This window comes from Paenarthrobacter sp. JL.01a (assembly GCF_025452095.1).
GTDB lineage: Bacteria > Actinomycetota > Actinomycetes > Actinomycetales > Micrococcaceae > Arthrobacter.
This window is the reverse complement of sequence record NZ_CP104877.1, coordinates 2,720,921-2,745,544: the sequence shown is the minus strand read 5'-3', so window position 1 is coordinate 2,745,544 and position 24,624 is coordinate 2,720,921. Positions and strand designations below refer to the sequence as shown.

The 24,624-nt window shown below is 63.6% G+C and carries 22 protein-coding genes; 9 read left to right on the top strand and 13 right to left on the bottom strand.

Features of this window, described 5'->3' with window-relative positions:
* Position 1: 1 nt before the first annotated feature.
* The 4 genes from N5P29_RS12915 to N5P29_RS12900 form a co-directional block, all read right to left on the bottom strand.
* Positions 2 to 331: a biotin/lipoyl-containing protein gene (locus N5P29_RS12915; protein ID WP_018776287.1), complete on the bottom strand. Its 330-nt coding sequence runs from the start codon at positions 329 to 331 to the stop codon at positions 2 to 4.
* On the bottom strand, positions 324 to 1,358 hold the full coding sequence (locus N5P29_RS12910) for an alpha-ketoacid dehydrogenase subunit beta (protein WP_262275318.1): 1,035 nt from the start codon (positions 1,356 to 1,358) through the stop codon (positions 324 to 326). The genes N5P29_RS12915 and N5P29_RS12910 overlap by 8 nt, the downstream gene beginning before the upstream one ends.
* A complete protein-coding gene (locus N5P29_RS12905; RefSeq protein ID WP_262275317.1) occupies positions 1,351 to 2,397 on the bottom strand; it encodes a thiamine pyrophosphate-dependent enzyme in 1,047 nt (348 codons plus the stop codon). The genes N5P29_RS12910 and N5P29_RS12905 overlap by 8 nt, the downstream gene beginning before the upstream one ends.
* A gap of 138 nt (positions 2,398 to 2,535) precedes the next feature.
* On the bottom strand, positions 2,536 to 3,921 hold the full coding sequence (locus N5P29_RS12900) for an amino acid permease (protein WP_262275316.1): 1,386 nt from the start codon (positions 3,919 to 3,921) through the stop codon (positions 2,536 to 2,538).
* 174 nt (positions 3,922 to 4,095) lie between these two features.
* Here N5P29_RS12900 and N5P29_RS12895 point away from each other — a divergent pair, with 174 nt between their 5' ends.
* From N5P29_RS12895 to N5P29_RS12870, 6 genes are all read left to right on the top strand, one after another.
* Complete coding sequence (locus N5P29_RS12895; RefSeq protein WP_014922130.1) at positions 4,096 to 4,569, top strand: Lrp/AsnC family transcriptional regulator; 474 nt, start codon at positions 4,096 to 4,098, stop codon at positions 4,567 to 4,569.
* 112 nt (positions 4,570 to 4,681) lie between these two features.
* Positions 4,682 to 5,401 (top strand): NUDIX hydrolase, encoded by a 720-nt coding sequence (locus N5P29_RS12890; RefSeq protein WP_262275315.1) that lies wholly within the window; start codon positions 4,682 to 4,684, stop codon positions 5,399 to 5,401.
* Positions 5,398 to 6,705 carry a quinolinate synthase NadA gene (nadA, locus tag N5P29_RS12885; protein WP_262275314.1) on the top strand — a complete coding sequence of 436 codons (1,308 nt, stop codon included), beginning with the start codon at positions 5,398 to 5,400 and terminating at the stop codon, positions 6,703 to 6,705. Before N5P29_RS12890 ends, nadA begins: the two co-directional genes overlap by 4 nt.
* A gap of 37 nt (positions 6,706 to 6,742) precedes the next feature.
* Positions 6,743 to 8,413, top strand: coding sequence for an L-aspartate oxidase (gene nadB / locus N5P29_RS12880; RefSeq protein ID WP_262275313.1), 1,671 nt, complete (start codon positions 6,743 to 6,745; stop codon positions 8,411 to 8,413).
* A complete protein-coding gene (nadC, locus tag N5P29_RS12875; RefSeq protein ID WP_262275312.1) occupies positions 8,406 to 9,284 on the top strand; it encodes a carboxylating nicotinate-nucleotide diphosphorylase in 879 nt (292 codons plus the stop codon). Before nadB ends, nadC begins: the two co-directional genes overlap by 8 nt.
* A 14-nt stretch (positions 9,285 to 9,298) precedes the next feature.
* Entirely contained in the window at positions 9,299 to 10,465 is a 1,167-nt protein-coding gene (locus tag N5P29_RS12870) for a cysteine desulfurase family protein (RefSeq protein WP_262275311.1), read from the top strand.
* 10 nt (positions 10,466 to 10,475) lie between these two features.
* On the opposite strand, the gene N5P29_RS12865 is transcribed toward N5P29_RS12870, so the two are convergent.
* The 3 genes from N5P29_RS12865 to N5P29_RS12855 all read right to left on the bottom strand — a co-directional run bounded on the left by N5P29_RS12865 (position 10,476) and on the right by N5P29_RS12855 (position 12,490).
* Positions 10,476 to 10,961 (bottom strand): GtrA family protein, encoded by a 486-nt coding sequence (locus tag N5P29_RS12865; RefSeq protein ID WP_144659920.1) that lies wholly within the window; start codon positions 10,959 to 10,961, stop codon positions 10,476 to 10,478.
* A gap of 18 nt (positions 10,962 to 10,979) precedes the next feature.
* Entirely contained in the window at positions 10,980 to 11,828 is an 849-nt protein-coding gene (locus tag N5P29_RS12860; RefSeq protein ID WP_262275310.1) for a fumarylacetoacetate hydrolase family protein, read from the bottom strand.
* 89 nt (positions 11,829 to 11,917) lie between these two features.
* Positions 11,918 to 12,490, bottom strand: coding sequence for a DM13 domain-containing protein (locus N5P29_RS12855; RefSeq protein WP_262275309.1), 573 nt, complete (start codon positions 12,488 to 12,490; stop codon positions 11,918 to 11,920).
* A gap of 115 nt (positions 12,491 to 12,605) precedes the next feature.
* On the opposite strand from N5P29_RS12855, the gene N5P29_RS12850 reads away from it, so the two are divergent.
* Positions 12,606 to 13,799 (top strand): SLC13 family permease, encoded by a 1,194-nt coding sequence (locus tag N5P29_RS12850; RefSeq protein ID WP_262275308.1) that lies wholly within the window; start codon positions 12,606 to 12,608, stop codon positions 13,797 to 13,799.
* Here the strand turns inward: N5P29_RS12850 and N5P29_RS12845 are convergent.
* On the bottom strand, positions 13,796 to 14,464 hold the full coding sequence (locus N5P29_RS12845; RefSeq protein WP_262275307.1) for a DUF1684 domain-containing protein: 669 nt from the start codon (positions 14,462 to 14,464) through the stop codon (positions 13,796 to 13,798). The genes N5P29_RS12850 and N5P29_RS12845 overlap by 4 nt on opposite strands.
* Positions 14,465 to 14,518: 54 nt before the next feature.
* On the opposite strand from N5P29_RS12845, the gene N5P29_RS12840 reads away from it, so the two are divergent.
* On the top strand, positions 14,519 to 15,385 hold the full coding sequence (locus tag N5P29_RS12840; protein WP_262275306.1) for a hypothetical protein: 867 nt from the start codon (positions 14,519 to 14,521) through the stop codon (positions 15,383 to 15,385).
* 72 nt (positions 15,386 to 15,457) lie between these two features.
* Positions 15,458 to 16,264, top strand: coding sequence for a transglutaminase-like domain-containing protein (locus N5P29_RS12835; RefSeq protein ID WP_262275305.1), 807 nt, complete (start codon positions 15,458 to 15,460; stop codon positions 16,262 to 16,264).
* Here the strand turns inward: N5P29_RS12835 and N5P29_RS12830 are convergent.
* The 5 genes from N5P29_RS12830 to N5P29_RS12810 all read right to left on the bottom strand — a co-directional run bounded on the left by N5P29_RS12830 (position 16,261) and on the right by N5P29_RS12810 (position 24,518).
* Positions 16,261 to 16,722, bottom strand: a complete 462-nt coding sequence (locus tag N5P29_RS12830) for a MarR family winged helix-turn-helix transcriptional regulator (RefSeq protein ID WP_262275304.1) — start codon at positions 16,720 to 16,722, stop codon at positions 16,261 to 16,263. The two genes, N5P29_RS12835 and N5P29_RS12830, sit on opposite strands and share 4 nt — an antisense overlap.
* A complete protein-coding gene (locus N5P29_RS12825; protein ID WP_262275303.1) occupies positions 16,722 to 17,846 on the bottom strand; it encodes an LLM class flavin-dependent oxidoreductase in 1,125 nt (374 codons plus the stop codon). The genes N5P29_RS12830 and N5P29_RS12825 overlap by 1 nt, the downstream gene beginning before the upstream one ends.
* Positions 17,847 to 17,985: 139 nt before the next feature.
* Complete coding sequence (locus N5P29_RS12820; protein WP_262275302.1) at positions 17,986 to 21,204, bottom strand: efflux RND transporter permease subunit; 3,219 nt, start codon at positions 21,202 to 21,204, stop codon at positions 17,986 to 17,988.
* 67 nt (positions 21,205 to 21,271) lie between these two features.
* Entirely contained in the window at positions 21,272 to 22,777 is a 1,506-nt protein-coding gene (locus N5P29_RS12815; RefSeq protein WP_262275301.1) for a malate:quinone oxidoreductase, read from the bottom strand.
* A 79-nt stretch (positions 22,778 to 22,856) separates the two neighbouring features.
* A complete protein-coding gene (locus N5P29_RS12810) occupies positions 22,857 to 24,518 on the bottom strand; it encodes an ABC transporter substrate-binding protein (protein ID WP_262278575.1) in 1,662 nt (553 codons plus the stop codon).
* Positions 24,519 to 24,624: the final 106 nt, after the last annotated feature.

Genomic DNA, 24,624 nt, shown 5'->3' with positions numbered 1-24,624 from the left:
GTCAGTCCTCATCGAGTACGGCGCTCAGGCGGACCCGGCGCTTGGGTGCTTCGTCCTTCGGAACAGTGCCCACGATTCCGGCGGTATCGTCCGGAACCTCGAACACGATCAGCGGGGCGCCCACGTTGATGGTTTCCCCGGGCGCTCCGTGAATACGGACAACTTTACCCGCCTGGGGGCTCGGCAATTCGAGTGCGGACTTGCTTGTTTCCAGCTCAACGATCGGTTGGTTGCGTTCAACCTGCTGTCCCGGTTCCACCAGCCAGTCCAGCACAGTGGCCTCGATGAGGCCTTCGCCCAAATCCGGAAGAGGAAAGGAAATTTCAGCCACGGCGGTACTCCAGTACTCGTTGGATCCCAAAGAGGATGCGGTCGATGTTGGGAATGTATTCGTCCTCCAGGTCACCGGAGGGGTAGGGCACGTCAAAGCCGGTGACGCGTTCCACCGGGGCCTTCAACGTGTCGAAGCACTGTTGGGTGATGAGCTGGGCGACTTCGGCGCCAAGGCCTGAGGTCAAGGGGGCTTCATGGACGACGACGGCGCGCCGCGTCTTTCCCACGGACCTCGCCAAAGCCTCGGCGTCGATCGGCTTCAGCCAGCGCAGGTCGAGGACTTCGACGTCGATCCCGTCCTCTGCGGCGAGCTCAGCGACTTGGAGGCAGCGGGACACCATGGCGCCCCAGGCGACGAGTGTCAGGTGCCGGCCTTCCCGCGCCACGCGGGCTCCGGTGGGCCGGCCGTCGTCGGACGTCGTATCCACCGCCCCCTTCTGCCAGTAGCGGGATTTCGGTTCCATGAAGATCACTGGATCCGGCCGCGTGGCCGCGTACTTGAGCAGATGGTAGGCATCGTGCGGGTTCGACGGCGAGACCACCTTGAGGCCAGGCACGTGGGCAAAGAGGGCTTCCAGGCTCTCGCCGTGGTGCTCGGGAGCGCGGATGCCGCCGAAGCTGGGCACGCGCAGGGTGATGGGCATGGGCACGGTGCCCCGGCTTCGGTAGTTCATCCGGGCGATCTGGCAGATGATCTGGTTGATGGCCGGATAGGCGAAACCGTCGAACTGGACTTCGGGAATGGGGTGGAAACCCGCCATGGCCAGTCCCACGGACATGCCCAGGATGCCCGATTCAGCAAGCGGGGTGTCGAAGACGCGGTCCTCGCCATGCTTGGCCTGAAGACCGTCGGTGATGCGGAAGACGCCGCCGAGGCGGCCGCAGTCCTCTCCAAAGATGAGGGACTTGGGGTTTTCAGCCAGCACCTCATCGAGCGCCAGGTTCAGGGCCTGCTGCATGGACAGTTGCTGGATGCCTGGGGCTCCAGTGTTCGTGGAGGGCATTGCGGTGATGGTCTCAGACATGTTCTGACTCCTCGCGCCACGCGGTGGCCTGGGATTGAAGGGCGGGAGTTGGCTCCTGGAAAACCAGGCCGAACATTTCGGCGCCCGGGCGGGGGCCGAGGTCCTGGATTCCGGCGCGGATGGTTTCCACTTCTTCCTCTGCCTGGCGTTGAGCTTCGGCAAAGAAGGCCTCGTCTGCCACGCCGTCGCTGAGCAACCGCTGCTTGAACCGCGCCAGGGGGTCCTCGCCGGCGTCCAGGCGTTCCTCCTCCAGGGTGCGGTAGCGGCCGGGGTCATCTGCGGTGGAGTGTGGTCCGCGCCGATACGTCATGGCCTCGATCACCACCGGACCGTTGCCGTTCCGGCAGTGGGCGAAGGCGGACCGGGTGGCCTCGTACACGGCGACGACATCGTTGCCATCGACCTGCACTGCCGGAATGCCGTAGCCGGCCGCCCGGGCTGCCACGGATCCTCCTGCCACCTGGCGTTCGGTGGGGACGGAGATGGCCCAGCCGTTGTTCTGGATGAAGAACACCACCGGAGCCTTCATGACGGCTGCGAAGTTCATGGCCTCGTGTACGTCTCCCTGGGAGGAAGCACCGTCGCCGAAGTAGGTCATGGCCACGCCCGTTTCCCCGTCAGGGCAGGAGAGCGTCTGGCCGTGGGCCCAGCCGACGGCGTGCAGGACGGAGCCGGCCACGACGGCCTGGATGGGCGCGAACCTGGATTCCATGGGGTTGTACATCCCGCCGTGCCACGTGGCTTTGTGGGTCGACATATAGCCCACCATGTCGAGCTCCATGGCTCGAGCCACACCCAATTCACGGTAGGTGGGGAACACGAAGTCCCGGCTCCGGTCCACGGCGTATCCGCTGCCCACCTGGGCTGCTTCCTGCCCGAGTTCGGGCGCGTATCCGGGGATGATTCCCTGGCGTTGCCATGCCACCGCTGAGGTGTCCAGGTGCCGGACCACTGCCATCAGCGTGTAGAGCTCGCGGAGTTGGTGGTGGGTGAGCGGGGCGGCGTCGTCGACGGCGGCCAGCGTGGGTTTGGTCGTCATGGCTGTGACCCTAGTCACCGACGTGGGCTCTTGGCAATAAGCTCAGTGCCAAGCAAACACTTTGTACAAGTTGAACAAGCAAAGAAGCCCTGCACGGTACAAACTGTGCAGGGCTTCCAGGATGTTGCTGACAGAAGACTATCCGACGCGGTGCGTTTCCTTGCCGGCTTTTGCCCTGGCGTTGAGGAAGCATCCGGCGGCAATCACCAGGATAAGGAGGAACGTACCGATGAGCTGGCCGGCACTCTCCGGGTTGGCGAAGCCGACGACGAAGATGATGCCCAGCAGGACCAGTCCCACAATGGTGAGGTAGGGGAAGCCCTTCATGCGCAGGGGCAGCTCAACGCCTTCGCGGTCTGCCCGGCGGCGCAGGATGAACTGTGAAACAAGCGCCGTTCCCCACACCACCAGGCAGGTCGAACCCACGAGGTTCAGCAGGGCGGGCAGGATTTTCTCCGGGAACAGCAATTCGAGGACCGTGGCGACGAAGCCAAAGGCCACCGAGATTCCGACGGCGGCTACGGGCACCTTGGCGCCGTTCAGCTTCGACAGGATCCGTGGTGCCTCGCCGCGCTCGGAGAGGGAGAAGATCATGCGGGATGCGCCGTAAAGGTTGGCGTTCAAGGCCGAAAGCAGCGCTACGACGGCCACCAGGGTGATGGCGGTTCCGGCGCCGGGAATCCCTGCGATGTCGAGGACTCCGGCAAAGGGTGACTTCAGGCCATCCGAACCCACGGGGAGGATCGCCGCGATGACAAAGACGGACCCGATGTAGAAGACCAGGATGCGCCAGACCACCGTGCGGATCGCCTTGCCCACGCTGTGTGCGGGGTTCTCCGTCTCGGCTGCTGCGACGCTGACAATTTCCGTGCCGCCGAAAGCGAAGATCACGACGAACAGGGCGGCAGCCATGCCGCCGATGCCATGGGGTGCGAAGTCGCCGAAAGCGGAGAGTCCGGGGGAGGGGACGTTCGGAAGCCAGCCGAACAGCAGTGCGGCGCCAATGAGCAGGAAGATGACGATCGCCGCAACCTTGAGGATGGCGAACCAGAACTCGAATTCGCCGAAGTTCCGGACTCCCACCAGGTTGATTCCGGTGAAGACCACCATGAAGACCAAGGCAAGGATCCACACGGGGATGACCGGCCATACGGAGAAGAGCAGCCCCGCAGCGCCCAGTGCTTCGGCGGCAATGACTACCACTAGTTGCAGCCACCACAGCCAGCCGATGGTTCCGCCTGCGGTTTTGCCCATGGCCTTTTCTGCATAGACCGAGAAGGCGCCGCTGTTGGGGTTTGCTGCCGCCATTTCACCAAGGGCCCACATCACCAGGATGATCAAGGTTCCGGCAATGAGATACGAGATCAGGACCGCCGGCCCCGCGGCCTGAACGCCTGCGCCGGAACCGAGGAAGAGGCCGGCGCCGATTGCGCTGCCGAGCCCCATCATGGTCAGTTGCCTCGGTTTGAGCGAATGCCCAAGGCCTGAGGTTGGGGCAGGAGCCGCGATGGACTTCGTTGTCATACGTGTCTACCTTCTATGGATTGCAAACGGGTTTGGCGTGCCCGCCTCGTGGGCTGGACAAGCGGGCGTCGACGACGCAGCAAGAGCCGTGGAATAATTCTCGCAGTTTGTAAGATACATCACTTTTTGCTTAGGCGATGTGATGGGTAGGGATCCCCGGGGACAGGAACTTTGATGCTGGTCGATGCGCTTGATGCAAAAATTGTACGTTTTTTCACTGATTCGCCGCGATCCTCCGTGCTGGAGGCATCCCGCGTGCTCCGGGTCGCGCGCGCCACAGTGCAGTCCCGGATCGACAGGATGATCGAAAACGGGGTCATTGGTTCCTGGGTGCCGCAGCCGGATCCGGCCAACTTCGGCTTTCCGGTGGTTGCGTTCTGCTCGGTCACCATCACCCAGGAGATCGGCCACGACGCCATCATCGAGAGCCTGAGTGCCATCCCGGAGATCATCGAAGTCCACACCGTGACAGGCAATTCGGACCTGATGGTGCGGATTGCGGCACGGTCCAATCCCGACATGCAGCGGGTCCTGGACGCCATGATCGCCACCAAATCCGTGGTGCGGTGCTCATCGGTGATAGTGCTGAACAGCCACATCCAGGGCCGGACCCTGCCGCTGATGGAGGCTGCCGCCAAGCCCGTGTGACGCATGGCATTTTGCTGGAGGGCCGCAGAGTCGTACCATTAGTTCTAGTCAACATGACTTTAACTAGCGCAGTCCGAACCTCAGGGGCTGCTTCAAGCGGCGATGAAGCGAGGTGTACGCCGTGAATCCAAGCTCCGCCAACGTCGCCGAAAGGCGGCTTGCGCCGCCGTCGTTGGCTATTTCCACGGTGATTTTCGCCCTCCGCCCCAGCGAAAAATCCGGCAGGCCCACCCTCTGGCTCCCGTTGGTCCGCCGGATCAGGGAACCCTACAAAGCCATGTGGGCCCTCCCCGGAGGCCCTTTGGCCCACGACGAGTCACTGCGGGACGCAGCCTCCCGCAACCTCCGCGAGACCACCGGCCTCACGCCCCACTACCTGGAGCAGCTCTACGCCTTCGGTGGCCTGCACCGCTCGCCCAGCCAGCGTGTTGTCTCAATCGTCTATTGGGCCCTGGTACAGCCAACCGAGGCGGCGCTCGCCGACGAATCCGAGAATGTGCGGTGGTTCCGGGCGGACAAGGTCGGAGACCTCGCCTTCGACCACAAGGCGATCGTGGACTACGCCCTCTGGCGCCTGCGCAACAAGATGGCCTACGGATCCATTGCCTACCACCTGCTGGGGGAGTACTTCACCTTGGCGCAGGTCCGTGAAGTCTATGAAGCGGTCCTTGACCGCCAGCTCGATCCCGCGAACTTCCGCCGCCACATCAAAGCCACGCCGGAAATAGAAGAAACCGGTGAATATCTCCAGGGCGGCAAACACCGTCCCCCACGCCTCTACCGCTTCACCGGAACACCCGGCCTCGGGCCAGACAACAGGAGTACACCATGAGCAGCGTCAACACCGCCGTCCAGCTGATCACCCGCGAAGAGGCCGAGAACGGCCTCTCACGGGCGGGATCAACCTGCAGCCCGGCCCTGGCAAGGGGCCCGTGGGAGTACGACCTCGCCGAAGCCCTCTCCGGTGCACCCGCCTACGGTCCGGGCGCGTCCAGCGACGACGTCGCACCGCCGGCGACGCCGCGCCAGGGCCAGCTGCCGGAAGAGTACAAAAGAGCCAGCGACGCCGAACTTGACGCCCGCATCCGGGCCGCCAAAGCGGCGCTCGGGGACCGCGCCGTCATCCTGGGCCACTTCTACCAGCGTGACGAAGTCATCCAGTATGCGGATTTCGTGGGTGACTCGTTCCAGCTGGCCAACGCTGCGCTGACCAAGCCCGACTCCGAAGCGATCATCTTCTGCGGCGTGCACTTCATGGCCGAAACCGCCGACATCCTCTCCACCCCGGAGCAAGCGGTGATCCTGCCCAATCTTGCCGCCGGGTGCTCCATGGCCGACATGGCCGATGAGGACTCCGTGGAGGAGTGCTGGGAGCAGCTTGAGGAAATCTTCGGCACGGAACCCGATGCAGCAGGCCGGGTTCCGGTCATCCCGGTGACTTACATGAATTCTTCCGCGGCGCTGAAGGCATTCTGCGGTCGCAACGGCGGCATCGTCTGCACCTCCTCCAACGCCAAAGTGGTCCTCGAATGGGCCTTCGAACGCGGCCAGCGCGTCCTGTTTTTCCCCGACCAGCACCTGGGCCGCAACACCGCAAAGGCTCTGGGTGTTCCGTTGGAGCAGATGCCGATGTGGAACCCGCGCAAGGAACTGGGCGGAAACGACGAACAGGCGCTGCTGGATTCACGGGTCATCCTCTGGCACGGCTTCTGCTCCGTCCACAAGCGCTTCAACGTGGGCCAGATCGAAAAAGCCCGCCAGGACTTTCCGGGCGTCAACGTCATCGTGCACCCGGAGTGCCCCATGGAGGTAGTGGACGCCGCCGATTCCGCGGGCTCCACGGATTTCATCAAGAAGGCGATTGCCGCGGCCACCGAGCCCACAACCTTCGCCATCGGCACCGAGATCAACATGGTGAACAGGCTGGCCGCCGAGAACCCGCAGCACACCATCTTCTGCCTGGATCCGGTCATTTGCCCGTGCTCCACGATGTACCGCATCCACCCTGGCTACCTCGCCTGGGTGCTTGAGGAGCTCGTCGAGGGCCGCATCGTCAACCGCATCATTGTGGACGACACAGTCCAGGACAACGCCAAGATTGCCCTGGAACGCATGCTCGCCGCCAAGCCGGCATAGCGCAACAGGTACCCCACCTAGTTCGAATCGAGCCCACATGACTACAGAGAGCCCGGCCGCAAGGCCCGCGCCCGGACGCTTGATCGTCGTCGGAAGCGGCATCGCCGGCCTGTACTCGGCCTTGCTCGCCGCAGAGGCCGGCGCGGAGGTGGTGCTGCTGACCAAAGGCGCACTCGCGGACAGCAACACCTACTACGCCCAGGGCGGGATTTCAGCCGTATTGGACGAACCTGCCCCCGGTGACACCGTGGCCGCCCACATCGCTGACACCCTTCGTGCAGGCGCCGGGCACTGCAACGAAGAGGCGGTGCGGGTGCTGTGCTCGGAAGCGCGGATGGACATCGCGGGGCTTGAGCGGTTCGGCGTTCGTTTCGACCTCGACGACGACGGCGGCACGGCGCTGGGGCTCGAGGCGGCGCATTCTGCTCCACGTATTCTCCACACGGGAGGGGACGCCACCGGTGCGGGAGTGGCGGCGGCATTGATCTCCTCCGTGCTGGATTTCCAGGCGCAGGGGAGGATCACGGTGGTCGGGCACGCCCAGGTCACTTCCCTTGCTTCCGACGCCGGTCGCGTGGCCGGCGTCGACTTCCTTCACGAAGGACGCCCCCAAAGCCTCCGCGGCGACGCCGTGCTCCTCGCCACCGGTGGTGCCGGCCAACTGTTCGCCCAAACCACCAACCCCTCCGTCGCGACGGCCGACGGACTGGCACTTGCGTGGCGGGTCGGAGCTGCCGTGGCCGATCTCGAATTCTTCCAATTCCACCCCACCTGCATGGTCTCCGGGCCGGAAGCAGGCGCAGCCGGCGGCGATGCGCACCCCCTGCTTATTTCCGAGGCCGTCCGCGGTGAAGGTGCACTCCTGGTTGACGCCAACGGCTACCGTTTCATGCCCGGCTACCATCCCGACGCCGAACTGGCGCCCCGGGACGTCGTCTCCCGCAGTATTGCCCTGCACCTGGCCGTGCTGGGTGACCCCAACGGCCACGTCTTCCTCGATGCCACGGTCATTGAGGAACTGCGCGGCTCAGGATTCCTGGAGAAGCGCTTCCCAACACTAAGTCGTCACACCCGGCAGGCAGGCGTGGACTGGACAAAGGAACCGGTGCCCGTGGCGCCGGCCGCGCACTACTGGATGGGCGGCGTGGTGACCGACCTCCATGGCCGGACCACCGTTCCTGGCCTGTACGCGGCGGGCGAGGTTGCCTGCACCGGCGTGCAGGGGGCCAACAGGTTGGCCAGTAACTCGTTGCTTGAGGGACTCGTGTTTGGGAGGCGGGCTGTTGAAGCGTTCCTTGGTAACGACCGCAGCGCCACAGCCCCCTTGGCGCCTGCGCTCGATGCCGTGGAGGACCTGTCCGCTGGGCCGGGTGCTCGTGATGGGTTTTCGAGGCCCGTCCTGCAGCGGCTTATGACCGCCAAGGCCGGGGTGCTTCGGAGTGGGGTGTTGCTGGCCGAGGCTGAGGCTGCGCTTGAGGCGTGGGCTGAGGAAGTGCTGCCATTGCATGTTCCTGGTTCCCTGGAGGTGCGGGAGCATGAGGACGCGAATCTGTTGTTGGCGGCCCAGCTGCTGGTGCGTGCCGCCCGGGAGCGTCGGGAGTCGCTGGGGGCGCACTACCGCAGCGACAACCTGGCCCAAGCCGCCGCCGTCGTCGATTTTGACAAGAGTTACACCATGAGTCCGAAAGCGAGCCTCGTCCATGACTAACCTGACCCTTCCTGCCGCACCTGTGCTGGACATCCTGGAGCGGTCCTTTGCTGAGGACGCTCCCAGCGGCGACATCACCTCCCAGCTGCTCATCCCGGCCGATGCGCGGGCGGTCGCCGTCCTCAACGCCCGGGTGCCAGGCGTCTTCAGCGGCGGCACTGTTTTCCGCGACGCCATGAAGATCGTAGACCCCGACACCGAGGTGGAATTGCTGCTCGCCGACGGTGAAGCCTTCGACGCCGGAACGCACCTTGTGCGCGTCAGCGGCAGCGCACGGTCGGTACTGATGGCCGAACGGGTGGGCCTGAACCTTGTGCAGCGCATGAGTGCCATTGCCACCAAGACTGCGGAATTTGTCCGCTTGGTGGAAGGGACCCGTGCGAGGATCACCGATACACGCAAGACCACTCCAGGGCTGCGCGTGCTGGAACGGTACGCTGTGCGCTGCGGTGGAGGAGCGAACCACCGTTACAGCCTTTCCGATGCCGTACTGGCCAAGGACAACCACTTGGCCGTCATGACCGGCGGGGACGCCACCAAACTGACAGAACTGCTGATCGCAGCCAAAGCCCAGCTTGGCCACACCACGCACTTCGAGGTTGAAGTGGACAGCGCCGAACAAATCGAACCCGTACTGGCTGCGGGGGTGGACACCATCATGCTGGACAACTTCTCCCTGGAGGAGCTGCGCGCCGGCGTCAAGCAAGTGGACGGCAGGGCGATCGTGGAAGCCAGCGGGAACGTCAACCTCGATACCGTCACCGGCATTGCGGCAGCCGGAGTCGACGTGATCTCCATCGGCGGCCTGACCCACAGCGTGAACGCCCTTGACCTTGGCCTGGACATCGAACTGACTTCGGGCCGGAACTGAAAGCCGTTCCCGACATGATCTTCCTGGATGCTGCGGCCACCACGCCCGTCCGCCGTGAGGTACTGGAGGCAATGTGGCCCTACCTGAGCGGTGAATTCGGCAACCCCTCCAGCCACCACACCCTGGGTGAAGCAGCCGCAGCGGCGCTTGCAGAAGCGCGTTCCGGCGTCGCGAAAGTGTTCAATTGCCGTGCTGGTGAGGTGACGTTCACCTCGGGCGGCACAGAGTCCGACAACCTTGCTGTCAAGGGCATCGCCTTGGCCCGGCAGGCCGCGGATCCGGCGCTCAACCGCGTGGTGATCAGCGCCGTCGAGCATCCTGCCGTGGAAGAATCAGCCCGGTACCTTGAACGGGTCCACGGCTTCGCCGTGGACATCGTCCCGGTCGACGGCGAAGGACTGGTCACCGTGGATGCGCTGCGCAGTGTCCTGAAACCGGAGACGGCCCTGGTCAGCATCATGTATGCCAACAACGAAATCGGGACCGTTCAACCCATTGCCGAGCTCGCTGCCGTGGCCCATGCCGTAGGGGTTCCTTTCCACACCGACGCGGTCCAGGCCGCCGGGTGGTGTCCGCTGGATGTCAAAGCCCTTGGCATTGACGCCTTGAGCATTTCGGCGCATAAGCTGGGCGCCCCCAAAGGGTCCGGTGCCCTTTTCACCAAAGGACGGCTGCGTTTAGAACCGCTCATCCATGGGGGTGGGCAGGAACGCGGAAAACGCTCCGGGACAGAGAACATGGCCGGAGCCGTGGCGTTGTCCACGGCCGCGGTGCTCGCCGCTGCTGAACAGCCGGCTCAGGCCCAACGCGTCGTGCAGTTGCGTGACCGCTTCATTGACCGGGTCCTGGACACGGTGCCGGACGCTTTGCTCACGGGCCATCGCAGCCAACGCCTGCCGTCGGTCGCGTCCTTCTGTTTCCCGGGAACCAGCGGCGAATCCGTCTTGCTCGAACTGGAGCGGCTGGGCGTTGTGTGCTCCAGCGGATCGGCCTGCGCTGCAGGCTCCGACGCGCCGTCACCGGTCCTGCTTGCCTTGGGCATTGCCCCCGAAACTGCCCAGACGGCCGTCCGTTTCAGTTTCACCTCCACCATCTCCGAGGCCGACCTGGAGGCTGCCGCCGCTGCCGTGGAAACCGCCGTCGGGCGTGTCAAACGCCTTGCCGCGCCGCAAGTGGGGTGACCGGCCGGGGCTAAACGTGCCGCGCGCGGCGGAAAATCCAGTGGCGCAGCAAGGTGAATCGGACAGCGGTGGCTACGAAACCGGACAACGTTGTTGTCCAGAGCTCCTCAGCGACGCTGGCGTCCGGTTTGAACAGATGCAGCACACCCAGGCTCCCGCCCGTGATGAGCAATGCGATACCGATCACGATGACTCCGCTGAGGTGGTCCCGGGCCCGTTTCCTGCTGCCGGTAATTTTGAACGTCAGGCGCCGATTCAGTGCCGTGTTCATCAACGAGGTCAAAATCAAGGCCACGGCGTTTGCCAACTGGGGGTCGATCAATGGACGCAGCAGCGCGTAGATGGCCAGCGAGCTTCCCGTGCAGATGACTCCGACACCGCTGAAGCGGATCAATTGCCGCACCACAGGGTACTTGAGGATGCCGCGGTGCCGTTTGCGGGGCGGTTTTTGAGGGGGAGATGGCAACAGGCCTGTGGCGTCCGCAGCTATCTCCATGGTCTTAAGCCTGACACACTACGCAGGCAGGTCCTCCCACGAAGCGCCCCGCACGGGGTTGGTGAGTTCGCCGATTCCCTCCACGCGGCACGTCACGGTGTCGCCAGGCTGGATGCGTGCGGTCTCTGCCGGGAACCCGGTGAGGACCAGATCGCCAGGCTGGAGGGTCATGAACGACGTGAGGTACACCAGGATCTCGTCCACTTTCCAGCCGAGGTTCGCCGAACCCGCAGTCTCCAGCTCGCGGCCGTTGTGGGCGATCCCGATTTCCAGGTCCGTTGGGTCCAATTGAGTGACAATCCAAGGTCCTGCCGGGGTGAAGGTGTCCTGGCTCTTGGCGCTGATCCAGAGTTCATCGGTTTTCTGGAGATCCCGTGCTGAAACGTCATTGCCGATCGTGTAGCCGAGAATCGACGAGCCTGCCGTTTCCAGCGTCAAGGCGCGCGCCGCACGGCCTATGACGATTGTCAGCTCTGCCTCAGGGTCCACATGGCCTACGTCCGCCTGGAGTTGGATTGCCTCGCCCGGCCCCACCACGCTGGATGCCGCTTTGTGGAACGCCTGCGGGGGAAGGTCGCGGCCCGGTTGGCCGGTGTTGTGCGCCATGCCAAGGACATTGACCGGCACCGAGGGCGCGAGGAACGTGAAGGCGTCTTCAGCGACTGTTGCGGCCCGCTCCCAACCAGAGCGCTCCGGGCTGGCGGCGTTGGCCCGGGAGGAGGGGAAAGGGGAGTCGATGACCGTCCACGACTTTCCTTCGTCCGAGGTGAAGTCCGCTGCGTCGTTCGCGACGAAGAACTGCTCGTCCGGGGAGGTTGGATCAAGGGGGCGGACGCGGGCGATACGACGCGGCAGTGGGGAAGTCATGATGACATCCTACGTCCTCCCATCCGTTGCGGGGCCCGCTTTACGTCCCATGATTCGTCCATGACGCGCAAAGCAGGCCTCGCAAAGCGCTAGGCGAGTGGGGCTGAGCCGAACGCCACGCTGAAGCGATCACACCACAGGACCACCGAGGCCACGCCCGAGAGGTCGGTTCCGGCCGGAATGGCATAGTTCTGGTTGCCGTGCGTGGCCTTCACGGCTCCCAAGTCCACGTAGCGTCCGGAGCGGTACTTGTACCAATCGCCTCCCGCCTCCAGACTGCTCAGCCACACTTTGACGTCGGGGCCGTCACTGCTGGCCAGATCTTCCAAGCGGAGCACATGGCTTCCGTCCGGGAGCTTGAGCAACTGTGCTGTACCGGTGGTCTGGTGTTCCTGTGACCCGAACATGCCCGTTCGCACAACAATCGGTCCGGCCACCGTGGCTGGACCGCTGTCCGGTCGGGTTGAGTCCGGCGATGCATCCTCGGGCGTAGTAACCCCGAACGTTGTGGCAACCGGCAGAGCCTCGTCCAGGCTGCTGCTGGTGAAGAGCCGCCACGGCTGGAACAGGAAAGCCCCGAGCACAAGAAACACGAGGACCACCACACCCGCAGCGGATGCGAGGGCCTTGTGGGACCGGATCGAGCTCCGGAATCCGTTCATGATCCAAGGCTAGGCACAGGGGACGCCGCACGGGAGCCGGATTGCTTACGATTCCGTGACGCTGTTCCCGCGCCGCGCAGGAGTCCCCTCAGGAGTGGGGCTTAGAATCCTGCTCATGCGTCTGGCGATAATTGGATTGATACTCCTCGTAGCGGGTGGGGTGACCGTGGCTACGGGTGTGCTTCCGTGGCACGAAGTCATGGTGCTCGTGGACCGGGTCGCACCAATTTTGGCCTTTGTCGTTGCCATGACCGTGGTGACCGAACTGGTGAGTGAAGCCGGCACGTTCCAGTGGATCGCACGGCGCCTGCGCCGGTGGGGGCGCGGGCGAAGCGTCCTGTTGTGGTTGCTGCTGGCACTGTTTGCGACCCTGAGTACGATTTTCCTCTCCCTCGACACGACGGCGGTCCTGCTCACCCCCGTGGTTGTCACCGTGGCCCGCCAGGCAGGGCTCCCGGTACTGCCCTTTGCCCTGACAACGGTATGGCTGGCCAACACAGCCAGTCTGTTGCTCCCGATCTCCAACCTCACCAACCTCCTCGCCCAACACAACCTGGGTGGCATCACCCCGGCACAGTTCGCGCAACTGATGTGGGCGCCTTCGCTGGCGGCCATCCTTGTGCCTCTGGCTTTTATTGCCGTGGTGTTCCGGCGCGAGCTGCGAAAGAGCTACGCCCTGGATGCTTCGCGCCCCGCAGCCGCTCCCACTGCAAAAGCTCCTGACCGGCTTCTGTTGGTCGGCAGCGCAGCAGTCCTGGTGCTGCTGCTGCCGGCACTGGTGTCGGGAGTCGCCATCTGGATTCCCGCTGCAGTGGCCGCTGTGGTCCTGGCCATCCTGTTCATCATCCGCAGGCCGGCCGTCCTGAAGATCACGCTCATTCCCTGGTCGCTTCTGCTGTTCACCTGTGGGCTTTTCCTGGTGGTCGAGGCGACCCAATACCTGGGCGCGTCGGCGTTGCTCGGCCAGGTGGCTGGCCAAGGGGATGGCTTCCTTGAGCTGCTGAGGCTGGCTTTGACCGGCGCCCTGGGTTCGAACATCGTCAACAACCTGCCGGCCTATCTCCTGGCTGAACCGCTGGCGGGAACTCCGGAAAGAATGGCGGCCTTGTTGGTAGGGGTCAACGCCGGTCCCTTGATTGCGCCGTGGGCCTCATTGGCTACTTTGCTCTGGCATGACCGGCTGGTGCGCATGAACGTGCTGGTGAAATGGCAAGGCTATGCGGTGATGGGGCTGCTGGTGGCACCACTGACCATCGTTGCCGCTGTTGCTGCGCTCGCGGCGTTCGGGCCGGGCGGCCTGTTTGGCTAGCCAGCGTACAACTCGCCGACGGGCACCTCTGCAGCCAACCTGTTGGCTGGACCTGCAAGCGGGCAGGCCCAGGCTTCGTTGTAGGCGCAGGACGGGTTGTAGGCGAAGTTGAAGTCCAGGATGAACTCCTGCCCGGCATCCGTTTCCCTTGTGCCGTGGAACGAGCCTTTGACTGTATCCAGCAAGTACCGGCCCGCCCCGTAGCTGCCGCCGGGTTTCCCGGCGGTCGCGTCACGGAACGGCACGAAGATTCCGCCGCCGTAGCTCATCAACCGCCACACAGCCAAGGAGCCGAGTCCGGGTAGCTCAAAGGTGCCGATCCGTGTGAAGGGTACAACGCCGTCGGTCCCGGTCTGGACATTCATCTCCTGGCCCACGCCCTCGGGCAGGAGCTCGGCGGTCAGGCGGTAGGAGGGATCGTAGCCGGCCGTCCTCAGGCCGGAAAAGGAAGCCTTCATTTCCGGAGTCAGGGCAGAGGCGGGATGCGTGGCAAACATCAGATCCCGCTCCTGGCGCCAGTAGACGTGTGCGTCAAACGGATTGGTCGCTGCGAGTTGCCGCACTTTGTCGTAGAGGGCGAAGGTCTTCAGCCGCCAGTCAGCGATATCTACCGCGGACATCGTCGGGAGGGTGTCCTCGAATTCGTCGTTCTCGGTGGGAGCCATGGACCCAGCCTAGTCCTGTGCGTGTCGTGGCCTCCCCACCGCTAGGCTGTGCTCATGACCGGCATGAGGAACCTCGAAGGCATACAGCTGAAACTTGCTGCGGCGGCCCTGGCAGGTTGCCTGGTGGCCGGTGCGACCTCATGCTCGTCGCAGAACAAGGGTCCGCAAGTGACCTCCACGGCATCGTCGAGCCCCAACAGTTCCGAATCGGGGACAGGCACCCCCGAAAGTACGACGACGAGTCCCGGCAGCGACGCTGGCCAGCCTTCATCTTCGGCTGCTTCGAGCGGCACGGACGCGCCTTCGGGATCTGCAAGTGCGGGGCCGGAACCGGTCCCCACCGCCCTTTCGTGGAAAACCTATACGGATCCGGCCAAGAGCGTCAGCTTCGAGCTTCCCAAGGACTGGATTGCCCAGTCTGCCGCCCCGGACGCCGGTTCTTTGGCCGGGGCAGTGAAGGTGGAAGTCAAGGACGGGGCAGGGAAGTACATCGCCACGCTCCAGACAGGATTGGCGCCCGCCACTGCGGCTCCTTGCCCGGCCGGACAAGGCAAGCCCTACGTGGTGATCAGCAGCACGCCCTTGGACGTACCGCACTCGGACGGACCTGACACCATCGATCCGCGCGTCGTCTTCCGTGTAGTCCAGGGCTATAGGTTCTTTGGCTCCTACGGCATCACCAACAAGGTGGCCGGTGCTGACGGGCAGTCGTGCGAACTGGCAAACCGCGTGCAAGGGCCGGCGGGAAAGGGCGATTTTTCATTTGGGGACGTCCTTGCCCTGCATGCCTTCGCCGCAGAGGAGAAAGTCGCCCCGGCAAAGTCCTTCGACACTTTGGACCTCGCTGCAAAGTATGTGGCCCACGATTCTGAATTCGCCAACGTCCAGCGGATGCTACTGTCTCTGAAGGTCAATCTGTAGTCCTCGGATTGGCTGACTCAAACATTCGGCGGCGATGGGGGCTGCCCGCCGCAAACCCACTGTCGGAGATCAATGGAACGCAACGTTTCTGCCACGCTCGTTTTCAAGACCGCAGCCAACACCAAGGTGGCCATGGCCATTGCCGTAGCCAACAACCCCGGCTACGACTCAGTCACCGAAAACCTGTCGGTCACAGTGGCGGGGGAGGAACTTCCCGTAGCCGAACTCAGCGACCACCACGGAGGCCGGTTCCACTACCTCGAGTTGGCCGAGCCCAGCGAGGTGACCGTGGAGTACGCGGCAACGGTCCACGGCCAAGCGTTGCCCGATACGTCCACCCCGATGGAACTCATCCGCTATGTCAGGCCCAGCCGCTACGCCGAATCCGACCGTCTGCTGCCCACCTCCTACGCAGAGTTCGGCAGCCTGAATGGCGAAGAACTGCTCCATGCAGTCCGTGACTGGGTCCACGGTGAACTCCGCTACGTCAGCGGTTCCTCACGGGGAACGGACGGAGCCGTCGAAACGCTGCTCCACCGCAGGGGAGTATGCAGGGATTTTGCCCACCTCGCCATTGCACTGCTGAGGTCCAAGGATGTCCCTGCACGCCTGGCGGCCGTTTATGCGCCGGGACTGACCCCCATGGACTTCCATGCCGTTGCGGAGGCGTACGTGGACGGTTCATGGCGGATCATCGACCCCACAGGCCTGGCGCCCCGCGAATCCATGCTGCGCATCACCGCTGGACGGGATTCCTCCGACACGGCATTCCTCTCCACAGTGGGCGGCAGCCTGTCACTGAAGACCCTCAAGGTCAGTGCTTCAGTCAATGGAGAGCTCCCGGCGGAAAACCACCGGGAGCTCGTCACCTTGCGCTAGTGCCCGGCCACGGAGGCGCGTAGCTTCTCCGTCAGGCGCAGCAGCTCCCGCTGCTCGTCGGCCGTGAGCGCGGGCGCCACCAGGGTGGCGATGTCGCGAACGTGTTCACGCCCGATGGTCTTCTGTAGTTCGCGCCCGGCTTCGGTGAGGGCCAGCAGGACCCCACGGCCGTCGTCGGGAGCGGTTGTACGCTCCACAAGTCCGCGCTTTTCCAGGCGGTCGACCAAACGGCTCAGGCTGGACTGGCTGAGCAGTACCTTGTCGTTGATTTCGTTCAGGCGAAGCTGTCCCGAAGGGCAGCGGGACAGAGTGAACAGGACGTCGTACTCCTTGACTGGCAGTGCCTTGAAGGCCGGCCCGGACTGGAGCTTACGCATCACCGCCACCTGGGAGCGGAACAGAGATTCCCAGGTTTCGGCGGCGAGGCGGACGGCAGATGATGCCGGGGGCGTGGACATCAGGCGTCCTGCCCCGCAGCACCTGCCGCTGCTGATTCGCTGACCTTGGCCTCGAGCGCGGCTGCCACGCGGGAAGCATGGGTGGGGGCGTCCGGCACGTGCGCGGGCTTCATGGCGGCGTACTCCTTGCGCAGGACGGGCAGGACTTCCTCGCCAAAGAGGTCCAGCTGCTCCAGAACCGTCTTCAGGGGAAGTCCGGCGTGGTCGATCAGGAACAACTGGCGTTGGTAGTCGCCGAAGAACTCACGGAAGGTGAGGGTCTTCTCAATGACCTCCTGCGGGCTGCCTACGGTCAGCGGCGTCTGGGACGTGAAGTCCTCAAGCGACGGGCCGTGGCCGTACACGGGGGCGTTGTCGAAGTAGGGGCGGAATTCCTTCTCGGCGTCCTGTGAGTTCTTCCTCATGAAGAACTGGCCACCGAGGCCCACGATCGCCTGGTCGGCCTTGCCGTGTCCGTAGTGCTCGTAGCGCTCACGGTAAAGGCCGATCAGCTGCTGGTAGTGCTCCTTCGGCCAGAAGATGTTGTTGGCGAAGAAGCCGTCGCCGTAGTAGGCGGCCACTTCGGCGATTTGGGGAGTACGGATGGAACCGTGCCAGACAAAGGGCGCGACGTCGTCGAGCGGCCTCGGCGTGGACGTGAAGTTCTGCAGCGGGGTGCGGAACTTGCCGGACCAGTTGACGGTGTCCTCGTCCCACAGTTTGCGGAGCAGGCTGTAGTTTTCGATCGCCAGTTCGATGCCGTCCTGGATGTTCTTGCCGAACCAGGGGTAGACGGGAGCGGTGTTGCCGCGTCCGAGGACCAGGTCAACACGGCCGTCGGAGAGGTGCTGAAGCATGGCGAAGTCTTCGGCGATCTTCACGGGGTCGTTGGTGGTGATCAGCGTGGTGGCTGTGGAGAGCGTGATGCGCTCGGTCTGTGCCGCGATGTAAGCCAACGTGGTGGTGGGGGAGGAGGAGAAGAACGGCCGGTTGTGGTGCTCGCCCAGGGCGTAGACATCCATGCCGATCTCTTCGACCTTCTTGGCGATGGCAACGGACGCTTTGATGCGTTCGTTTTCGGTGGGCGTGCGGCCCGTTGTGGGGTCAGTCGTGATGTCGCTGACGCTGAATACGCCGATCTGCATGATGTGCCTTTCTCCCTGCCCGTGGTGCCGGGCTCTGTGAACAGTGTATCTCAAACTAGATGCATTTGCATGTATCAGTGCCTGTAACAGAGCAGGGCCGGGAAATGTTCCCGGCCCTGCTTCGAGGTTGGTTGTGTGTCTACTCGCCCGGATTGTGGGCGGCGCGCCGGCCCTTGACCCGCGGAATCATGCCGGTGGTCCAGTCCTGGAACTCACCCGTTCCACTGGATCCCAGGCCATTGCTTCCAGGGCCCGGTGTTGGCTTTTCCTGCAGGTCCTTCAGCAGTTGCTTCTTCTCCCGGCGCCCTTCCACCAGCTTGTACAGCACTGGAACCAGTACCAACGTCAGGGCTGTGGAGGAGACCAGCCCGCCAATCACCACGATCGCCAGCGGCTGGGAGATGAAGCCCCCGCCGCCGGTCAGGCCCAACGCCATGGGCGTCAGGGCAAATACTGTGGCCAGGGCGGTCATCAGGATGGGGCGCAGACGCTGCCGGGCGCCGTGCGTGATGGCATCAGCCACGCTCATCCCCGGGCGGCCGTCATGCGGCTTCCGGTATTGGTTGATGAGGTCGATCAGGACGATTGCGTTGGTGACGACGATGCCCACCAACATCAGCATGCCGATCAGGGATGGAAGGCCCAGCGGGACACCGGTCAGCAGGAGGAGTCCGACGGCGCCGGTGGCCGCGAACGGTACCGAAACCAACAGGATCAGGGGTTGGATGAGGGACTTGAACGCGGCCACCATGATCACGTAGACAATGGCGATCGCCGCCAGCAGGGCAAGGCCCAGCTGGCGGAAGGACTCGGCCTGCTGGGTGGTGGCGCCGCCAATGGTGGCCGTGACGCCCGCAGGCAGCTGCACGGACTTCAGCCGCTCCTGCACCGCGCTGCTGACGCTACCGAGGTTGGAGCCCGACGGCGTGACGGTCACTCGCGCTGTCCGCTGACCGTTGCTGCTGGTGATGGATACAGGAACGTCCACTTGTTCGACGGCGGCAATGGTCTCGAGCGCGATCCCGCCGCGGGCCGTGGGGAGCTGGAGTGCCTTGACGGCCGCGATGCTGGTGAAACGCGTTCCTTCGCCGATCTGGACAGGGTAGTCGTCGGTGTCTATCCGGACGGTGCCGGCTGGGATCGGGCTGACGGTGGAGGCCAGGAAGGCACCCACCTGCTCTTCCGTCAGGCCTGCGGCCACGGCCTTGGCGCGGTCCACGCGGACCTGGACCACGGACTGCGTGGAGGCCAGGTTCGTCGCAACTTCCGAGCTGCCGGGAACACCGTCCATGGCCTTGACCATGGCATCGCTGGCTGTCTTCAGGTCGGAGGAGTTGGCGGCCTTGATGGTGATGTCCACTGTTGAGGACGTGCCGAAGCCGCCTTGCTGGGAGCCAACCGTGATCTTGCCGGCAGCCCCTGACAACTTGCTGCGGACTTCGTCCTGTAGCTTGCCCTGGTTAAGCTTCTCATCGGTGACGATCGTGAAGGTGGAGTTCGATGCCCCCGTCGATGTCAGGGCGGCAAAGCCTGTCTGGGCGTTGCCGGAGGTGACCTGGACATCCTTGATGCCCTGGATGCCCTTGAGGGAGTCCTCCACCTTTGCAGCCTCGTCGCTGGTGGCCTGCAGGCTGGTGCCGGCAGGAAGAACCTGCCTCACGGTCATGCTGTTCTCACCGGAGCGGCCAAGCAGGTCCGTGTTCAGCAGCGGTGACACGGCGACGGTGGCCACCAGGATTACCGCCGCTGCCGACAAGGTGATGACCGGGTGCTTTTGGGTTTTTGTCAGGATGGGAAGGTAGCCGCGCTGGAGCCGGCTCCGTTGCTCCGCTTCACGTGCCTTTTCCGCGGCTTCCTTGGTGGAGGCCGCTGGATCACCACCCTTTGCGGGGGATGAGAGGAACCAGTAGGCGAGGACCGGGACGATGGTCAGGGAAACCAGGAGCGAGGACAACAGCGCGATGGTCACCGTCAGTGCGAACGGACGGAAGAGCTCACCTGCGAGGTCGCCAACGAACGCGATCGGGAGGAACACGGCCACCGTCGTAAGCGTCGAGGCCGTAATTGCCCCGGCGACCTCACGGATGGACGTCAGGATGGCAGTAAGTTTGGCTTCGCCGTAGCTGAGGTGCCTCTTGATGTTCTCGATGACCACGATCGAGTCGTCCACCACGCGGCCGATGGCTATGGTGAGGGCGCCCAGGGTCAGGATGTTCAGCGAGTACCCGGTGGCATAAATGCCGATGAATGTGATCAATAGGGACAGCGGAATGGACACGGCCGTGACCAAAGTGGAGCGGACGGACATCAGGAAAACCAGGATGACGGCAACCGCGAAGCCCAAGCCCAGGAGTCCTTCGGTGGTGAGGTCCTTGATGGATTTCTCAATGAAGGGGGCCTGGTCGAAAACAGGGGTAAACGTGGCGTTGTTGCCCAACTCGTCCTGCATCGCTCCGATGGCGTCACGGACAGCGTGCGAGATCGCAACGGTGTCGCCGTCGGGCTTCTTGGTCACGGACAACGCCAGCGTCGGCTTTCCATTGGTGCGTGTAATGGAAGTAGCGGCATCGTCCTCGATGCTGACCTCGGCCACGGCTCCAATGGTGGCGGCCTTGCTGGTTCCCGCCAGAGGCAGTCCCTTGATGACATCCAGGGAGTCCACTGGACTGCCGAGCTCCAGGGACAACGTCTTGCCCTGGTCCTCGATGGTGCCCACCGGAACCAGGGTCCCGTTGTTCTTCAGTGCGGAGCTTATGGATTGGACCGAGGCGCCCGTGGCCGCGAGATCCGCCTGGCGCGGTTTGATGAGGATGTGCTGGCTGGCGCCACCGGTCACATCGGCGCCGCGAACGCCGTCGATCTTCTGCAGCCGGGGCACGCTGAGCCGCAGGAGGTCGGCGTTGAGTTCACTCAGGGGCTTGTCCGACGACACGGCCAGGTAGACGATCGGGAAGTCACTGATGTTTCCCGCGATCGACTGAGGCTCTACGTTGGCGGGCAACAGGCGTTTGGCGTTGGATATGGCCCGGTCGATCTGGTTGCGTGCCCGGTCGAGATTGGACCCATAAGTGAACACCATGGTGATCTGCGAGACGCCGTTGCGTGAAGTCGACGAGGTTGATTCAAGTCCTTCAACGCTGTTCAGCGCGGTCTCAAGGGGCCGGCTCAATTGCTTGTCCACTACCTCGGGGGAGGCGCCTGGCATGGAGGTGACAACGGTGATCTGGGGGAACTCGATGGACGGAATGAGTTCCTGCTTAAGTGAGCCCATGGTGATCACGCCGAACACCGCCGCAAAGACGGTGATCAGCGCGATCAGGGCCCGGTTTCCCAGGGACAGCTTGGCCAGGCGGAACATTGCATCGACTCCTGTGGTCTACGAAACGATTCGTCTGACGGGAACCGGCCGCAGCCCCGGGTGTGGCCTAGCTCTGGATGGCGCTGGCCACTTCGAGCTGAAGCGACCTGGCTGTGCTGGCTTCCAGCTCAGCGGCGAGGTCCGGGTTCTCGTTGAGCTTGACGCCGTAGCCGGGCATCATGTCCTTGAGCTTGGACTGCCAGCCCTTGAAGTTCTTGGGGAAGGACTTCTGCAGGAGTTCGATCATGATAGGCACAGCCGTGGATGCTCCGGGCGAAGCACCCAGCAGGGCCCCGATGGAGCCGTCCCGGGAGGCGATGACTTCAGTGCCGAACTGCAGGACGCCGCCCTTTTGCGGGTGCTTCTTGATGATCTGCACGCGCTGGCCGGCAGTAATGAGTTCCCAGTTGCTGCCCACAGCCTCGGGGTAGTACTCGCGCAGGGACTCCACCTTGGCCTCGTGCCGCTTGGCGACCTCCTTGATGAGGTAAGCCGTGAGGTCCATGTTGTCCTTGGCCACTGCCAGCATGGGGATGATGTTGCCCGGGCGGATGGACAGCGGAAGGTCCAGGTAGCTGGAGGTCTTCAGGAAGTTCGTGGAGAATCCGGCGTACGGGCCGAACAGGAGCGAACGCTTGCCGTCAACGAACCGGGTGTCCAGGTGGGGGACAGACATGGGAGGAGCGCCCACGGAGGCCTGGCCATAGACCTTGGCGCTGTGCTGCGACGTGATGGCTTCATCGGTGCAGCGGAAGAACTGGCCCGAGACCGGGAAGCCGCCGTAGCCTTTGCTTTCCGGGATGCCCGAGGCCTGCAGGAGGTGGAGCGCGCCGCCGCCGGCGCCGACGAAAACGAACTTGGCGTGGATACTGCCATGCTCGCCGGACTTGGCGTGCTTGATCTTCAGGTCCCAGCCGCCGCCTGCTGCACGGTTGATGTTGGTGACATCGTGGCCGTAGTTGACCTCGGCGCCGCTGCTTTGCAGGTAGCCGGTCAGCTCACGGGTCAAGGCGCCGAAGTCGACGTCGGTGCCTTCTGCCGCGCGGGTGGCGGCAACACGCTGCTTACGGTCGCGGCCCTTGACGATCAGGGGCGCCCACTTGGCGATCTGGTCCTGGTCCTCGGTGTACTCCATGCTGCGGAAGAGCGTGTTGGGCTTGAGGGCCTCGTACCGGGTCTTGAGGAATTTCGCGTGGTCATCGCCAATGACGAAGCTCATGTGCGGAACAGTGTTGATAAAGCCCTTGGGGGAGCCGATCACGTTGCTGTCCACCAAGTGGGACCAGAACTGGCGCGAGAGCTGGAACTGCTCGTTGATGTGGAGCGCCTTGGAAGGGTCCACCGAGCCATCCTTGGCTGCGGGGGAGTAGTTAAGCTCACACAAGGCAGCGTGTCCGGTGCCGGCGTTGTTCCACGGTCCAGAGCTCTCGAGCCCTGCTTCGTCGAGTCGTTCGAACAGGGAGATGGTCCAGGTGGGTTCAAGTTGCTTGATGAACGCACCAAGGGTGGCACTCATGATTCCGCCGCCAATAAGGACGACGTCGGCATGTTGAGTCTTGGAAATGAAGGTCACGATCAATCTCCGATAGCGGCGGCACTGGCTGTCACAGAATATCCCCGCGCAGACCCAATACTGAAATTGTGGGGGTTCGTCAAGACTTTAGGCGGACGTTCGTGAAAACTTCGTTGAGGACCGGTGAAGCCGGGTACCTTTCCACCTTGTTGGACAACGCCAGGGCCGAGATGGGGAAGGCGATGGGGACGGCCGGTACGGAGGCTGCGATCTCGGCATTGATGGCCTGGTATTGGGCGTTGCGCTCATCGCCGTCAGGCATGGCGCGGGCACGCTCGATTTTGTGGAAAACTTCCGAATCGGTGTAGCCGAACTCGGCCCGGGTCTCGCCGAACAGCGGCCCCAGGAAGTTGTCGGCATCGGCGTACGAGCCGTTCCATCCGAGCAGGTGCAAGCCGCGGTCACCGGCTGACTGGACCTTCTGGAGGTAGCCGTTCTCCCAGTCGATGGGTACGGGTTTGATGTTGAAGCCCACTGCCACGAGCTGGCGGCTGATTTCGGCGTAGATCTTCTCGGGGGTGGGCATGTATGCCCGGGTCGCGTTCAGCGGGTAGTAGAACTTCAGTTCCTCACCCTTGTACCCGGCCTTCTCCAGCAGCTGCTTGGCTTTATCGGGGTTGTAGCCCAGTGAAGGAGCGTTGTTGTTGAAGCCACTGAGTTTTGGCGGCACGAACTGTGAAGCCTGGGCCGTGTTGTCGATGAAGAACTTCCGGATCAAGGATTCCTTGTCCACGGCCATCTCAATGGCCTGGCGGACCTCAAGCTTGTCCAAGGGGGCTACAGCCTGGTTGATTCCCAAGTACATGACCGAGAACGGGTCCCGCTGGATGATCTGGACACCCTTCTTGACCAGCTGGTCGAAAGTGGCAGGCGTCACCAGGTCATAGGCGTCGATCTTTCCATCCAAGAGGGCCTGCTGCCGGGTCTCGGCGTGGTCATAGGGAATGAAGTTGATGGTGGCTATCTGGCCCCTGTTGCCCCAGTAGCCTTTGTAGCTTTGAAGGGTGATCTTGTTTTCATCCCAGGTTCCAAACTGGTACGGGCCGGTGCCGACCGGGTGGCTGGCGTAGGCGGAAACGGCCAAGCCGTTCCGGTTTTGGTCCAGGACGTTGGCTCGCTGGGACTCGAGGGCGGCGGGCGAGGACATGGCGAAGGCCGGGAGTGTCAGGGCCTGCAGGAATCCCGTGAAGGGCCTCGTCAAGTTGATCTGCACATCGGTGGGCGAGACCACTTTGCAGTCCTTGAAGATGGAAAAAACCGGTTCATCCGAGTACGCCTTGAAAACGCTCTGGAACGAGATCCCCGGCGCCTGCTTGCGGAGGTCGGCGGGGAAGGTGAACCAGCGGTTGAAGTTTGCACAGACTGCGGCGGAGTCGAAGGGTGTTCCGTCGTGGAAGGTCACCTTGGAGCGGAGAGTGAAGTCATAGGTCAGCCCATTGTTGCTGTCCTTCCACTCTGTGGCCAGCAGGGGTGTCGTTTCTCCTGTTGATCCGTCAACACCCACGAGTCCTTCAAGGACCTGGCGGGTGACGCGGGCGGACTCGGAGTCGGCTGCCATGGCCGGGTCAAGGCCCAAGGGCATCGAGCCGGTGCCGAAGTTGAACGTGGCAGTGGGCTCGGCAGCCGCGGTGCTGTTGGCCGACGACGACGGAGCAGGACCAGGCGCTCCGGTGCAGGCCGTCAACGCCAAAACGGCAAAGACAGAACCCGCCTTGAGCAACTGCACGGTCAGGCTCCGCATTTTGCTGCTTGCCACTCTTGTCCCCTCAGCCGGTGTGAATGCCGTGGCCGGCTTAGGCCAGACCGCGTTCCAGTCTAGTTGAACGTCCTGAATGCCCCTCCCAGCG